The sequence below is a fragment of the Burkholderia plantarii genome, assembly GCF_001411805.1.
GTDB classification, from domain to species: Bacteria; Pseudomonadota; Gammaproteobacteria; order Burkholderiales; family Burkholderiaceae; genus Burkholderia; species Burkholderia plantarii.
Genome location: NZ_CP007212.1, coordinates 3,155,289 through 3,169,559 on the forward strand (window position 1 = coordinate 3,155,289; position 14,271 = coordinate 3,169,559).

Below are 14,271 nucleotides of genomic sequence, written 5' to 3' on the forward strand. Positions count from 1 at the left end.
CCAATCTGGAAGAAGTAGTTTGGGTTGTGCTTGTACGGCACGGCATGTCAAGAATCCAACCGCTGCGCACCAGCAAGACTGGTGCAAAACAGACCGGTTATAGGATCAAGCCTTACGGGCAATTAGTATCAGTTAGCTGAACGCATTACTGCGCTTACACACCTGACCTATCAACGTCCTGGTCTCGAACGACCCTTCAAGGGGATCAAGTCCCCGGGGATATCTCATCTTAAGGCGAGTTTCCCGCTTAGATGCTTTCAGCGGTTATCTCTTCCGAACATAGCTACCCGGCGATGCCACTGGCGTGACAACCGGTACACCAGAGGTTCGTCCACTCCGGTCCTCTCGTACTAGGAGCAGCCCCCTTCAAATATCCAACGCCCACGGCAGATAGGGACCAAACTGTCTCACGACGTTTTAAACCCAGCTCACGTACCTCTTTAAATGGCGAACAGCCATACCCTTGGGACCGGCTACAGCCCCAGGATGAGATGAGCCGACATCGAGGTGCCAAACACCGCCGTCGATATGAACTCTTGGGCGGTATCAGCCTGTTATCCCCAGAGTACCTTTTATCCGTTGAGCGATGGCCCTTCCATACAGAACCACCGGATCACTATGACCTGCTTTCGCACCTGCTCGACTTGTCGGTCTCGCAGTTAAGCACGCTTATGCCATTGCACTATCAGCACGATTTCCGACCGTACCTAGCGTACCTTCGTACTCCTCCGTTACACTTTGGGAGGAGACCGCCCCAGTCAAACTGCCTACCATGCACTGTCCCCGACCCGGATCACGGGCCAAGGTTAGAACCTCAAACAAACCAGGGTGGTATTTCAAGGACGGCTCCACCGAAACTAGCGTTCCGGTTTCATAGCCTCCCACCTATCCTACACAGATCGGTTCAAAGTCCAATGCAAAGCTACAGTAAAGGTTCATGGGGTCTTTCCGTCTAGCCGCGGGGAGATTGCATCATCACAAACACTTCAACTTCGCTGAGTCTCGGGAGGAGACAGTGTGGCCATCGTTACGCCATTCGTGCAGGTCGGAACTTACCCGACAAGGAATTTCGCTACCTTAGGACCGTTATAGTTACGGCCGCCGTTTACCGGGACTTCAATCAAGAGCTTGCACCCCATCATTTAATCTTCCGGCACCGGGCAGGCGTCACACCCTATACGTCCACTTTCGTGTTTGCAGAGTGCTGTGTTTTTATTAAACAGTCGCAGCCACCAGTTTATTGCAACCCCTTCACCCTTCTGGCGCAGGCCAGTCAAGCTACAGGGGCGTACCTTATCCCGAAGTTACGGTACCAATTTGCCGAGTTCCTTCTCCCGAGTTCTCTCAAGCGCCTTAGAATACTCATCTCGCCCACCTGTGTCGGTTTGCGGTACGGTCACTGTTAAACTGAAGCTTAGAGGCTTTTCTTGGAACCACTTCCGATTGCTTCGCTTCCGAAGAAGCTCGCGCCACATCCTTGAATTCCGCGCCCGGATTTGCCTAAGCGCCTTCTCCAATGCAGCGACCGGGACTTCCAACACCCGGACAACCTTCCGCGATCCGTCCCCCCATCGCATTTAACAATGGTGCAGGAATATTGACCTGCTTCCCATCAGCTACGCATTTCTGCCTCGCCTTAGGGGCCGACTCACCCTACGCCGATGAACGTTGCGTAGGAAACCTTGGGCTTACGGCGAGGGGGCCTTTCACCCCCTTTATCGCTACTCATGTCAGCATTCGCACTTCCGATACCTCCAGCACACTTTACAATGCACCTTCGCAGGCTTACGGAACGCTCTCCTACCATGCACATAAATGTGCATCCGCAGCTTCGGTATATAGCTTAGCCCCGTTACATCTTCCGCGCAGGACGACTCGATCAGTGAGCTATTACGCTTTCTTTAAAGGGTGGCTGCTTCTAAGCCAACCTCCTGACTGTTTTAGCCTTCCCACTTCGTTTCCCACTTAGCTATATTTGGGGACCTTAGCTGGCGGTCTGGGTTGTTTCCCTCTTGACACCGGACGTTAGCACCCGATGTCTGTCTCCCGTGATTGCACTCTTCGGTATTCGGAGTTTGCTATGGCGGGGTAATCTGCAATAGACCCCCCAACCATGACAGTGCTCTACCCCCGAAGGTGAGACACGAGGCACTACCTAAATAGTTTTCGGAGAGAACCAGCTATTTCCAAGTTTGTTTAGCCTTTCACCCCTATCCACAGCTCATCCCCTAACTTTTCAACGTTAGTGGGTTCGGACCTCCAGTACGTGTTACCGCACCTTCATCCTGGCCATGGATAGATCACTTGGTTTCGGGTCTACGCCCAGCAACTGAACGCCCTATTCGGACTCGCTTTCGCTACGCCTGCCCTATTCGGTTAAGCTTGCTACTGAACGTAAGTCGCTGACCCATTATACAAAAGGTACGCCGTCACCCCTTACGAGGCTCCGACTGTTTGTATGCATGCGGTTTCAGGATCTATTTCACTCCCCTCCCGGGGTTCTTTTCACCTTTCCCTCACGGTACTGGTTCACTATCGGTCGATCACGAGTATTTAGCCTTGGAGGATGGTCCCCCCATCTTCAGACAGGATTTCACGTGTCCCGCCCTACTTGTCGTACACCTAGTTCTTTCATACTGTTTTCGCCTACAGGGCTATCACCTGCTATGGCCGCACTTTCCAGAGCGTTCGGCTAACAATACAAATAAAGAGTACAGGCTCTTCCCATTTCGCTCGCCACTACTTTGGGAATCTCGGTTGATTTCTTTTCCTGCGGTTACTTAGATGTTTCAGTTCACCGCGTTCGCTTCACATGACCTATGTATTCAGTCATGGATACTCCAAAAGGAGTGGGTTTCCCCATTCGGACATCTACGGATCAAAGCTCGTTTGCCAGCTCCCCGTAGCTTTTCGCAGGCTACCGCGTCCTTCATCGCCTGTGATCGCCAAGGCATCCACCACATGCACTTGTTCGCTTGACCCTATAACGGGTCTGTCTTCTCGACAGCCGTTACAGGTTGAGTTCTCGCATTTGTGCCGTATTCCAATTGAGCCGAACATTTAAGTTCGAATCTTCTTGAGATACATCGATACAATCACAACCCGGATAGTTTCCACGCCCATCTCAAATAAGCGCTTCCGCTATCCAAATTACTACTTCTTCTAGATTGTTAAAGAACGACAGCCGATAAGTGCAACTTCTGACTTATCCTCTGACTGGCTCAATCGCCAATGACAAAAACTCAGTATGACTGAACGTTTGTCATTGAAGATTGGTGGAGGCAGACGGGATCGAACCGACGACCCCCTGCTTGCAAAGCAGGTGCTCTCCCAGCTGAGCTATGCCCCCATGTACAGAGACGTCTCAGGTTTCCGTGTCAGACAATTGGTGGGTCTGGTTGGATTCGAACCAACGACCCCCGCCTTATCAAGACGGTGCTCTAACCGACTGAGCTACAGACCCCTGAGTCTGTCTTGATCAACAGCCGATAAGCGTGAACGCTCAATGTATGCGGTATTAGCTCGAGAAAGGAGGTGATCCAGCCGCACCTTCCGATACGGCTACCTTGTTACGACTTCACCCCAGTCATGAATCCTACCGTGGTGACCGTCCTCCTTGCGGTTAGACTAGCCACTTCTGGTAAAACCCACTCCCATGGTGTGACGGGCGGTGTGTACAAGACCCGGGAACGTATTCACCGCGGCATGCTGATCCGCGATTACTAGCGATTCCAGCTTCATGCACTCGAGTTGCAGAGTGCAATCCGGACTACGATCGGTTTTCTGGGATTAGCTCCCCCTCGCGGGTTGGCGACCCTCTGTTCCGACCATTGTATGACGTGTGAAGCCCTACCCATAAGGGCCATGAGGACTTGACGTCATCCCCACCTTCCTCCGGTTTGTCACCGGCAGTCTCCTTAGAGTGCTCTTGCGTAGCAACTAAGGACAAGGGTTGCGCTCGTTGCGGGACTTAACCCAACATCTCACGACACGAGCTGACGACAGCCATGCAGCACCTGTGTATCGGTTCTCTTTCGAGCACTCCCAAATCTCTTCGGGATTCCGACCATGTCAAGGGTAGGTAAGGTTTTTCGCGTTGCATCGAATTAATCCACATCATCCACCGCTTGTGCGGGTCCCCGTCAATTCCTTTGAGTTTTAATCTTGCGACCGTACTCCCCAGGCGGTCAACTTCACGCGTTAGCTACGTTACTAAGGAAATGAATCCCCAACAACTAGTTGACATCGTTTAGGGCGTGGACTACCAGGGTATCTAATCCTGTTTGCTCCCCACGCTTTCGTGCATGAGCGTCAGTATTGGCCCAGGGGGCTGCCTTCGCCATCGGTATTCCTCCACATCTCTACGCATTTCACTGCTACACGTGGAATTCTACCCCCCTCTGCCATACTCTAGCTTGCCAGTCACCAATGCAGTTCCCAGGTTGAGCCCGGGGATTTCACATCGGTCTTAACAAACCGCCTGCGCACGCTTTACGCCCAGTAATTCCGATTAACGCTCGCACCCTACGTATTACCGCGGCTGCTGGCACGTAGTTAGCCGGTGCTTATTCTTCCGGTACCGTCATCCCCGAAGGATATTAGCCCTCAGGATTTCTTTCCGGACAAAAGTGCTTTACAACCCGAAGGCCTTCTTCACACACGCGGCATTGCTGGATCAGGCTTTCGCCCATTGTCCAAAATTCCCCACTGCTGCCTCCCGTAGGAGTCTGGGCCGTGTCTCAGTCCCAGTGTGGCTGGTCGTCCTCTCAGACCAGCTACTGATCGTCGCCTTGGTAGGCCTTTACCCCACCAACTAGCTAATCAGCCATCGGCCAACCCTATAGCGCGAGGTCCAAAGATCCCCCGCTTTCATCCGTAGATCGTATGCGGTATTAATCCGGCTTTCGCCGGGCTATCCCCCACTACAGGACATGTTCCGATGTATTACTCACCCGTTCGCCACTCGCCACCAGGTGCAAGCACCCGTGCTGCCGTTCGACTTGCATGTGTAAGGCATGCCGCCAGCGTTCAATCTGAGCCAGGATCAAACTCTTCAGTTCAATTCCTGTTACTGTTTTCGGTTCCGTTAAGAACCGGTCGCTCACTCAAAGCTGACAGGTTATGAATTGCTTCACAAACCTGACTTACTTTTGTGTGAGACTCTTGATACTTTTGCTGACCTGATCCAAAGATCAGGACCGCGTCGATCAAGCGTCCACACTTATCGGCTGTTAATTTTTAAAGAGCATTTCCGCTGAACCGACCGGACTTTCTGGCCTTCCCAGCAGCGCTGCGTTGTCAGCAGCAGAGAAGCGAGATTATGATCAACGTTTCGCAGCGCGTCAACTACTTTTTTCACGCTGCGATCAACTTGCTTCGTTGATCATTTACGTCCGGCAACACCAACACGCGGCCAACATTCGGCGCTGCGTTCGTCCTGCCTCACTTCCCCTTCCGCGCCGCGTTTCCGTTAGCGCGAAAGAGGCGTGATTCTAAGCACGCTTTCGCCATCGCGCAAGAGGGAAATCGAACAATTTTCCCGGTGTGCCCCAGCCTGCGTATTTCAACCGCCTCAACCACCGACATCGGCCGCCGCCGACCATGAATTCATCGGGACTTCCCGGCGATCCGCTGCATACTTCCGGATCGGACTAAAATGACTGGTTCAACGCACCCACCTAATCCATTCAGATATATGCGCCAGCGAACCGCCAAACGCCTTCCCCCCGATGCCGACAAACTGGTCGGCCTGTCGCTCGCGCTGTTCGCGTCCGGCAGCCGTGTCGAGGACCGGTTCTGGGAAGCGAAGCTCGATGCGCTGCTCACCAAGGTGATCCGCAACGGCAACCAGACGACGCTCGACGCCGCGCTCGACCATCTGCAACAGAATCACCCCGACGCTTATGGCGCGCTCGCCGACATGGCGGAAACCCACAGCGAATCGCTACTGGTGGAGCATGACGAAAAGACGCACGAGGCCTTGCTGGTGGCCGTGCCGATCCTCGCCTGGACGCGCTACATGATCCCGTCGGGCCCGCTCAAGGCGGAAATCGCCGACGTGCTTCGCACGCATCTGCAGGCGCACGTGCTCGCCGAGCATGCGCACGTAGCACTCGCGCCGTTCCTCTACAGCATCGACCAGCTGCCGCGCCATCATGTCGAGGCGTATCGCCTCACGCAGCAATTGGCGCAGGCCGCGCTCGGTGGACAGACTCCGCGCATCAATTTCGGCGACCTGCCCGAGACCTCACCGATCCTTGCCGATCCGCGCTTCCTGCTGGCCGTGGTCGCCACGCCCGCCGGCTCGCCGATGTTTCGCTGGCAGGAGGAAGACCAGGGCGCGCGCATCGAACGCAGCCAGTGCCTCGAGCAATGGACGAGTCAGGGCGGCGGCAACCTGTCGAACGCGCTGCCCGGCTGTGAGTTCGAGTGCCTGCTGCCGGACGCCTACTACTCGGCCTGCCGCGACGCCGACGAGCGCGTGCGCCCGCACACGGTACGCACCGCGATCCGCTATCTGTTCGACACGATCGGCGCCGCGCCGAAGGAACTGCGGGCGGTGGTCGCCGGCTTCGGTGAACGCCGCATCGACGAATACCGGATCGGCTTCACCCGCCGCGGCAGCAACGATGTGATCTACGGCGTCGTATGGCCGCTCTATGGCCGCGAAAACGGCGACATCGCCGCCGAGGAAACCATGCTCGAAGGCGAGACGCCGATCGACGGCCCGGTCGAGGAAATCGTCTCGCTGCTGAAGGACACCGGCGTCACCGACATCCGTCGCCACGCCGGCCGTTTCGAACCGGAGTACTGCGACGATTGTGGCGTTCCGCTGTATGCCGACCCGCTGGGTGAAATTGTCCATGCGGAAATGCCTGAGGACGCGTCGCCCGCTCAGCCGCATTTTCATTGAGCCGCAGCGTCGCCCGCCTCCACCGTCAGTGACAAAGAGCCGCCCGAGGGGCGGCTCTTTTTTTTCGCATACTGACATTTCCGCTTATGTCGTTTGGCCAGGCCGACACCGCGTAAGCACTTTGTCATCATGACTTCAGCATTTCACGTCATCACCGACAAACGCAACGATTAGCGAGGCAAAAATGCGATTCATGGTGTTGAGTTCCGACGCGGAGCGCCGCGATGGCCTGAGGGCCCTGCTCAGGCAGATCGACCGGCATAGCGGCTACAACGATGCCAAGGACTGGCGGCAGGCCATGCGCCTCGTCCGGCAACAAAGCTTCGACCTGATCGTCGTCGATTTCCGTCCGACCATGCGGCTCGGCGATCTGCGTGCCTTGTGCGAGGCCTGCGCCCCCACGCCGGTGGCGATGCTGGTCGATACCACCTCGCCTGCCATCGCGCCGGACCAGTTCTCGACCGGCGTGCAGGGCGTCGTGCCACGCGGGATGGGCGCCCATCTCGTGATCCGTGCGTTCGAGCTGGTCCTGCTCGGCGGCTACTACGTCCCGCCGGGTGCGCTTAACCTGCTCGACGCCGACGCGGCCGAGCAGCGCGCCACGCGCCGCCTGGGAAGCATCCCGCTGCGGCGCCAGCCCACAATCGGCACGCTCTCGCCACGTCAAGCCCAGATCATGCGCTTCGTCCACATGGGCAATACGAACAAAATGATCGCGCGCACGCTCGGCATCAGCGAAGGGACCGTCAAGATCCATCTCGCCAGCATCTTCCAGCAACTGGGCGCCGCCAATCGCGCCGCCGCCGTCGCCATCTACAATGGCTGGCTGCCGCCGCACCTGGAGGTGTTGATCGCCGAGCGCCGGGCGCAGTCGCGGCCAACTCTCGGCGCACCCTGCCCGATCCCGCTGCGCGCCGCCAGTTCTCGCGGCAAGTACCGGCCGATCACGTTCGACGGTCCTGATCTGCCGATGGCAGCCGAGCCGGAACCGGCGACGCTGAAACGCAACACCTAGCCCCATGCCCGGCGTCGATTCGATTCCCATTTTTTGGCGTCAACGAGTAAGATTAAACGCATGGGTTTCCTCTACACGCCGCTTCCGCTCTGGGTCGCCGTCGGTGGCTGGGTCGCTGCCGTGGTCGTGCTCGCGCTCGCGTCATGGGGACGTCCGTTCAAACGCCTCCAGGACCCGACGCTGCAGCATGTTTGGTGCGCGCTGATCGCCACCATCACCGTGCTGTGGGCGTCGAATGCATGGCTCGACGACGGGCTCGTCATGCATCTGCTCGGCGCGACGCTGATCGCCACGCTGTTCGACTGGACGCTCGCCCTGATCGCGATGGGCGCCGTCACCGGCATCGCCGCGATCGTGTTCGACGCGACCTGGCTGGGCGTCGGGCTGACCTATCTCGTCTACGGCGCACTGCCGGTGGCCGTATCGACGCTGCTGCAACGCGCAACGGTTGCCTGGCTGCCGCACAACCTGTTCGCGTTCATCGTCGGGCAGGGCTTCGCTGCGCCGGCGATCACGATCGGCGTGGTCGCCACAGCCGCCGCCGGCGTGCAACTCGGGCTCGCGGACGGCTCGACGATCGTCATCCCGGCCAGCTACGGGCTCAACACGCTGTTGCTCGCGCTGGGCGAAGCCTGGTTCACCGGCATGGCGACCGCGCTGATCGCCATCTACAAACCGGCCTGGGTCACCACCTTCGACGTTCGCCGCTACCGCCTGGGCGGCCCGCCCGCCTGATCCGCGCACGGATTTCCCGATGCATCGGCTCGTCCCGTTTCGCACGACGCCGGTGCCGTTCCCGCAGCTTTCGCCATCATCCCGGAAGGCAGGTCAATAAAATTGCGCTAAGATTGAACTCCTGATCTTCGCCGGGCATCTTACCTGCCCGGTGTCTCCATTCCGCACTTTCGAATCCTGATGGACAGCTTCCCCGCCCAACGTCTTTTCGGCGTGTTCGGCAAGCTGGCAGCCTGTGTCGCAGGCCTGTCGCTTGCGCTTTCCGCCCCGGCCTTCGCCGATCTGCTCGATCAGCGCTCCGAACTGATCAACAAATACGTCTCCGAGATGCATGCCGACCCGCTCGTCGCCGACTGCGCGGCGCACGGCAACTTCATCGCGAGCACCTCGAGCGCGTTCGATCACGTCGAATTCCCGCCCAGCGCGTTCGACAGCGGCAACTCGACGATCACGCCCTGGAACGACTCGTTCGACGAAGGCAAGCAGCGTGTGAAGGTCGAAAACATCGTGACGGTCGAGGGCCTCGGCATTCCGCAAAACGGTGGCGATCCGTCGAGCCTGAAGTTCCGCTGCGGCTACGTCGGCAGCCAGATGCTCGCGTTCAGCTGGAACGATCCGGTGCCGCCCGCGAAGCCGCGCGTCGAGCGTTCCTCGTCGTCGAAGCATCACGTGCATGGTCACGCCGTGCGCGGCAAGGCGAAAGCGAAATCGGGCGGCAAGTCCTCCCGCAAATCGACAGCCAGGAAGTCGAACGGCACGGCGAAGAAGGCCGTGAAGAAGAAGTCGGCCTCGAAATAGTCCTGAGACGGGCAAAAGCCAAAGGCCGGAATGCGTCAGCATCCCGGCCTTTTGTCTTGAGCGCCCGACGATAGCAGCTTGCCGCCGCCACGCCTCACGTCATGCTAACCGCGCGAGACCTGATTCAGGATCGGCAGCAGCATCGCCGCGCCGAGCGCCGCGCTGCGCTCACCGTTCCAGCCCACGCGCTCGTCCGGCAGGTTGGCATTGTCCTTGAACGGCATCTCGAGCGTCAGCGACAGGCAGCCAAACGCGTTGCCGACGTATTTCGACGCGAGCTTCAGCGCATCCTCGCGATACTTGGCGGCCGGATAACCGTAGCGGTCCTGGAAATCGGGGCTCGCCTGCTTGAACGCGGCGATGAACGCCTCCTGCTCCTCGCGCTGGCGGTCGGTGAAGCCGGGCAGCATCTCGGAGCCCGCCACGAACACATAAGGCAGATCCTCGTCGCCGTGGACGTCGAAGAACATGTCGCAGCCGATCGCATGAAGCGCGTCGCGCACGACGTACACCTCGGGACTGCGCGCGGCGTCGGGCTCCATCCATTCGCGGTTCAGGTTCGCGCCCACGGCATTGGTCCGCAGGTTGCCGAGCGCGCTGCCGTCCGGGTTCATGTTCGGCACGATGTAGAACGTCGCGTGGTCGTAGAGCTTGCGCGCCACCGCGTCGCCGGCCCAATCGCCCCAGCCCGCGAGCCGTTTCACGAGCCCCTCGACGAACCATTCGGCCATCGATTCGCCGGGATGCTGGCGCGCGATCACCCACACCTTCTTCTTCGTGCCGGCCTCGTCGGGCGTGCCGAGCACGAGCAGCGACATCGGCCGCCCCTGAACGCTGCGCCCGAGCTCGACCACGTTTGCCTGCGGCATCTGCTGGACCGCGCCGAGGAACTCCGAGCGGCGCTCCTCGCTGTACGGCTCGAAGTAGGCGTAATGGATGGTGTCGAATTCCGGCGTGTGATCGATCGTCATCACGGTCCCGTCGAATTCGGTCGGCACGCGGAACCAGTTCACGCGGTCGTAGCTCGCCACCGCGCGATAGTCGCGCCAGCCGGACGGATAGGCGCAGGCGTGCGCGTTCTCGAACGCGATCACGCAGCGCTCGCCACGCGCGCCGGACAGGCGAAAGTAGAACCATTGCGCGAATTCGGACTGGTTGTCCCCGCGAATGCGCAGCCGGATCGCGTCCGGGCGCTCGCAGGCCACGACGTCGATCGCGCCGGCATCGAATTGGCTCGTGATCGAAAGGCTCATCTCATCTCCAGAAAACAGCGCTCCCGTGAGGCGCCGGGTAAAGGCCAGGGCCAGGACCGAAGCGCCGAAGCCAGCGCGCAACGATCATGGGCAGGCCGGGTTCATGGCCTGCCACGCCCATCATGCGTCGAGCCGGCGGCGGAACACGTAGGTCGAATCGTTCGATGCCTGCGCATCGAATGCATAACCCTCTTCGGCGAAATCCTTGAGCTGGGCGGCCGACGCGATGCGATTCGTGACCGCGTAACGCGCCATCAGGCCGCGCGCCCGCTTCGCATGGAAGCTGATGATCTTGTAGCGCCCGCCCTTCCAGTCCTCGAACACCGGCGTGATCACCGGCGCCGCCAGCAGCTTCGGCTTGACCGACTTGAAGTACTCGTTCGAGGCGCAGTTCACGAGCACGCGCGCGTCGCCGTCGTGCGAGGCGAGCTGCGCGTCGAGCGCGCGCGTGATGCGCTCGCCCCAGAACGCGTACAGATCCTTGCCGCGCGCGTTCTCGAAGCGCGTGCCCATTTCGAGCCGGTACGGCTGCAGCAGGTCGAGCGGACGCAGCAGCCCGTAGAGCCCCGAGAGCACGCGCACGTGCCGCTGCGCATAATCGAGGTCGGCGGCCGACAGCGTGCGGGCGTCGAACCCTTCGTACACGTCGCCGTTGAACGCGAGCACCGCCTGCTTCGCGTTCGCGGTGGTGAAGGTGCGCGACCAGTCCGCGTAACGCCCATGGTTCAGCCGCGCGAGCGGGTCCGAGATGTCCATCAGCGTCGAGATCTGCTGTGGCGACAGTTTCCGCAATCCATCGATCAATTCTGCCGCATCGTCGACGAAATCGGGCAGCGTGTGCGCGGAAATGTGGGGCGCGGTCTCGTAATCGAGCGATTTCGCGGGAGAGAGAACGATTATCATAGAGGTTCGCCGGCACGCGATGCGGTGCCGTCAGACGAAAACCACCGATTGTAACGAATGCCCAGCTCCCACGCTCCACGAGACGGCCGCCGCGTGGTGCTCGACTCGAACGTCTGGATCGACATCCTCGTGTTCGACGATCCCGCCACGCGTCCGATCCGCGCCGCGCTCGAACACGGCGCGCTGGTCGCGCTGATCGATACGCGCTGCCTGCACGAACTCGAACGCGTGCTCGACTATCCGCAATTCGCGCCACGCCAGATCGACAAGGCCGCCGCGCTCGCCACCGTCGCGCGCCTGACGCGGCTCGTCGAAACTGCCGAACCCGATCCCGACGAGGCGCGGCCGCTGCCGAAATGCCGTGACCGCGACGACCAGAAGTTTCTCGAGCTCGCGCGCGCCATCGAGGCCGACTGGCTCGTCTCGAAGGATCGCGCGTTATTGAAGCTGTCGCGCCGCACCGAGCGCGATTTCCTGTTCCGGATCATGCAGCCGGCGCCGTTCGTGGCCGCCTGCGGGCTCGCGCCGGCCGAACCGGCGCCGGCTTGAACCGCACGTGACAAGCCGCGCCGCCACGCGACGGCGGCCCTAACTCCACCGCCGAGACACGATGAACGCACCGTCCGCCATGCCAGCCTCCCAGCCCGTCACGCCCGCCGTCGTTTCCCGCCTGCCGCAGGTCGGCACCACGATCTTCACGGTGATGAGCGCGCTCGCCGCCGAAAAGGGCGCGGTGAATCTGGGCCAGGGCTTTCCCGATTTCGACTGCGATCCGGCGATCATTGATGCCGTCGCCGGCGCAATGCGCGAGGGGCACAACCAGTACCCGCCGATGACGGGCGCCGCGCCGCTGCGCGAGGCGATCGCGGAGAAGATCGAGCGGATTTACGGGCGCCGCTACGACGCGGCCAGCGAGATCACGGTCACGGCCGGCGCGACCCAGGCGCTCCTGACGGCGATCCTCTGCACCGTGCATCCGGGCGACGAGGTAATCGTGGTCGAGCCCACCTACGACAGCTACCTGCCATCGATCGAACTGGCGGGCGGCAAGCCCGTGTTCGTCACGCTGGAGGCACCCGATTACACGATCCCGTTCGACCGGCTCGCGGCCGCGATCACGCCCCGGACGCGCCTGCTGCTGATCAACACGCCGCACAACCCGACCGGCACGGTCTGGCGCGAGGCCGACATGCGCCGGCTGGAAGAGATCGTGCGCGGCACCAACGTGCTGATCCTCTCCGATGAAGTCTACGAGCACATGGTGTACGACGGCGAGCGGCACGAAAGCGTGGCACGCTATCCGGAACTCGCGGCGCGCAGCTTCATCGTGTCGAGCTTCGGCAAGACCTATCACGTGACGGGCTGGAAGGTCGGCTACGTGGCCGCGCCCGCCTCGCTGACGGCCGAGTTCCGCAAGGTCCATCAGTTCAACGTGTTCACCGTCAACACGCCGATGCAGGTCGGGCTCGCGAACTATTTGCGCGATCCGCAGCCGTATCTGACGCTGCCCGCGTTCTACCAGAAGAAGCGCGACCTGTTCCGCGACGGGCTCGCCGCGACGCGCTTCAAGCTGCTGCCGTGCGCGGGCACCTACTTCCAGTGCGTGGACTATTCGGCGATCAGCGACCTGCCCGAAGCCGAGTTCGCGAAGTGGCTGACGACCGAGATCGGCGTCGCGGCGATCCCCGTCTCGGCGTTCTATCACGAGCCGCACGAATCGGGCGTGGTGCGCTTCTGCTTCGCGAAGCGCGAGGCGACGCTCGCCACCGCGCTCGAACGGCTGGCGCGGCTGTAGGCGAGCGCCGCCGTCCAGGCACGGCCGCGCGTCAGCGCTTCGCGCCGTTGGCCTCGATGTGCGCCTTGCGATCGGCCGTCACGCGCTGCGCGGCGGGCCGCTCGCCCACTCGCTTCGAATACGCCTTCCAGTCGATCCCGGCTTCGAGCACCAGGTCGCGGCCGTAGACGGCCTTCGTCGCGAGCCCGACGAGCGGCAGGTGGATGTAGGCGGCCGCGTCGGCGATGCCGTAGGCGTCGCCGAGCACGAACGGCTCGAAGCGGGCGAGCTGGCGGAACGCGGCCAGCGCGCTCACGAGCTGCCGTTCGACGCGCTCGCGTGTCTCGTCGCTGGCCGCGCCGCCGAAGAATGCCTGCCCGTACAGGTCGCGCGCCACCCATTCGAGATAGAGTTCGATGAAGATCGTGATCTCGCGGGCCTTGGCCGCTTCGAACGGATCAGCCGGAAACAGCGCCTTGTCCGGATAACGCGCCGCCAGATACTCGACGATCGCCTGCGACTCCGACAGCGCGCCCTGTTCGGTGCGCAGGAACGGCACCTTGCCGAACGGCGAGGCAGCCAGCGCATCGGCGTCGCGCAACGGCAGCGGCAGCGGTTGCTCCTCGAACGGAATCTCGTATTCGAGCAGCACGAGCTTGACCTTGTTGTAATAGTTCGAAAGCGGGTAACCACAGAGTTGCAGCATCGTCTCTCTCCTGACGGTGAATCGAAGCGTGAGCCATCTTCACGGTGCCGGCGGCCCGTCGCGCCGTGCCGAATAGCACGTTCGTGCTAGTCTAAAGCACTTCGTCGCCGCCGCGACCGGATGCGCCACGCTGAAATGTACCGGAACGCGCCGGCATCGCGCCGCACGCCCTCG

General features: G+C 60.8%; 9 protein-coding genes, 2 tRNA genes and 2 rRNA genes. 6 read left to right on the forward strand and 7 right to left on the reverse strand.

Annotated elements, in window-relative coordinates:
- Nucleotides 1–101 precede the first annotated feature (101 nt).
- From bpln_RS13435 to bpln_RS13450, 4 genes are all read right to left on the reverse strand, one after another.
- Nucleotides 102–2,981: ribosomal RNA gene (locus tag bpln_RS13435) — 23S ribosomal RNA — on the reverse strand.
- A gap of 292 nt (nt 2,982–3,273) precedes the next feature.
- A tRNA-Ala gene (locus tag bpln_RS13440) sits at nt 3,274–3,349 on the reverse strand.
- A gap of 37 nt (nt 3,350–3,386) precedes the next feature.
- A tRNA-Ile gene (locus bpln_RS13445) sits at nt 3,387–3,463 on the reverse strand.
- Between the two features lie 64 nt (nt 3,464–3,527).
- Nucleotides 3,528–5,060: ribosomal RNA gene (locus bpln_RS13450) — 16S ribosomal RNA — on the reverse strand.
- Together the 16S and 23S rRNA genes with 2 tRNA genes alongside form the textbook arrangement of a ribosomal RNA operon.
- Nucleotides 5,061–5,695: 635 nt before the next feature.
- Here bpln_RS13450 and bpln_RS13455 point away from each other — a divergent pair.
- The 4 genes from bpln_RS13455 to bpln_RS13470 all read left to right on the forward strand — a co-directional run bounded on the left by bpln_RS13455 (nt 5,696) and on the right by bpln_RS13470 (nt 9,461).
- Complete coding sequence (locus bpln_RS13455) at nt 5,696–6,913, forward strand: DUF2863 family protein (RefSeq protein WP_042625574.1); 1,218 nt, start codon at nt 5,696–5,698, stop codon at nt 6,911–6,913.
- Between the two features lie 184 nt (nt 6,914–7,097).
- The gene (locus tag bpln_RS13460) at nt 7,098–7,928 is read left to right on the forward strand and encodes a LuxR C-terminal-related transcriptional regulator (protein ID WP_042625575.1); all 831 of its coding nucleotides are present in this window, start codon (nt 7,098–7,100) and stop codon (nt 7,926–7,928) included.
- A 60-nt stretch (nt 7,929–7,988) separates the two neighbouring features.
- Nucleotides 7,989–8,663 carry an energy-coupling factor ABC transporter permease gene (locus tag bpln_RS13465; protein WP_042625576.1) on the forward strand — a complete coding sequence of 225 codons (675 nt, stop codon included), beginning with the start codon at nt 7,989–7,991 and terminating at the stop codon, nt 8,661–8,663.
- 180 nt (nt 8,664–8,843) lie between these two features.
- Entirely contained in the window at nt 8,844–9,461 is a 618-nt protein-coding gene (locus bpln_RS13470) for a BspC domain-containing protein (protein WP_055139048.1), read from the forward strand.
- 104 nt (nt 9,462–9,565) lie between these two features.
- Here bpln_RS13470 and bpln_RS13475 read toward each other — a convergent pair whose 3' ends face one another.
- Entirely contained in the window at nt 9,566–10,714 is a 1,149-nt protein-coding gene (locus tag bpln_RS13475) for a M14 family metallopeptidase (RefSeq protein WP_055139049.1), read from the reverse strand.
- 120 nt (nt 10,715–10,834) lie between these two features.
- Nucleotides 10,835–11,617 carry a peroxide stress protein YaaA gene (gene yaaA / locus bpln_RS13480; RefSeq protein ID WP_042625579.1) on the reverse strand — a complete coding sequence of 261 codons (783 nt, stop codon included), beginning with the start codon at nt 11,615–11,617 and terminating at the stop codon, nt 10,835–10,837.
- Between the two features lie 57 nt (nt 11,618–11,674).
- On the opposite strand from yaaA, the gene bpln_RS13485 reads away from it, so the two are divergent.
- Both bpln_RS13485 and bpln_RS13490 read left to right on the forward strand, forming a co-directional pair.
- Nucleotides 11,675–12,166, forward strand: a complete 492-nt coding sequence (locus bpln_RS13485; protein ID WP_042625580.1) for a putative toxin-antitoxin system toxin component, PIN family — start codon at nt 11,675–11,677, stop codon at nt 12,164–12,166.
- A 61-nt stretch (nt 12,167–12,227) separates the two neighbouring features.
- Nucleotides 12,228–13,412, forward strand: coding sequence for a pyridoxal phosphate-dependent aminotransferase (locus bpln_RS13490; RefSeq protein WP_042625581.1), 1,185 nt, complete (start codon nt 12,228–12,230; stop codon nt 13,410–13,412).
- 31 nt (nt 13,413–13,443) lie between these two features.
- Here bpln_RS13490 and bpln_RS13495 read toward each other — a convergent pair whose 3' ends face one another.
- Nucleotides 13,444–14,097, reverse strand: coding sequence for a glutathione S-transferase family protein (locus tag bpln_RS13495; RefSeq protein WP_042625582.1), 654 nt, complete (start codon nt 14,095–14,097; stop codon nt 13,444–13,446).
- Nucleotides 14,098–14,271 lie beyond the last annotated feature (174 nt).

Coding starts and splice junctions, on each gene's coding strand:
- bpln_RS13490 (WP_042625581.1), top strand. CDS start 12,228: ATGAACGCACCGTCCGCCATGCCAGCCTCCCAGCCCGTCACGCCCGCC.
- bpln_RS13470 (WP_055139048.1), top strand. CDS start 8,844: ATGGACAGCTTCCCCGCCCAACGTCTTTTCGGCGTGTTCGGCAAGCTG.
- bpln_RS13460 (WP_042625575.1), top strand. CDS start 7,098: ATGCGATTCATGGTGTTGAGTTCCGACGCGGAGCGCCGCGATGGCCTG.
- bpln_RS13475 (WP_055139049.1), bottom strand. CDS start 10,714: ATGAGCCTTTCGATCACGAGCCAATTCGATGCCGGCGCGATCGACGTC.
- bpln_RS13455 (WP_042625574.1), top strand. CDS start 5,696: ATGCGCCAGCGAACCGCCAAACGCCTTCCCCCCGATGCCGACAAACTG.
- bpln_RS13495 (WP_042625582.1), bottom strand. CDS start 14,097: ATGCTGCAACTCTGTGGTTACCCGCTTTCGAACTATTACAACAAGGTC.
- yaaA (WP_042625579.1), bottom strand. CDS start 11,617: ATGATAATCGTTCTCTCTCCCGCGAAATCGCTCGATTACGAGACCGCG.
- bpln_RS13465 (WP_042625576.1), top strand. CDS start 7,989: ATGGGTTTCCTCTACACGCCGCTTCCGCTCTGGGTCGCCGTCGGTGGC.
- bpln_RS13485 (WP_042625580.1), top strand. CDS start 11,675: ATGCCCAGCTCCCACGCTCCACGAGACGGCCGCCGCGTGGTGCTCGAC.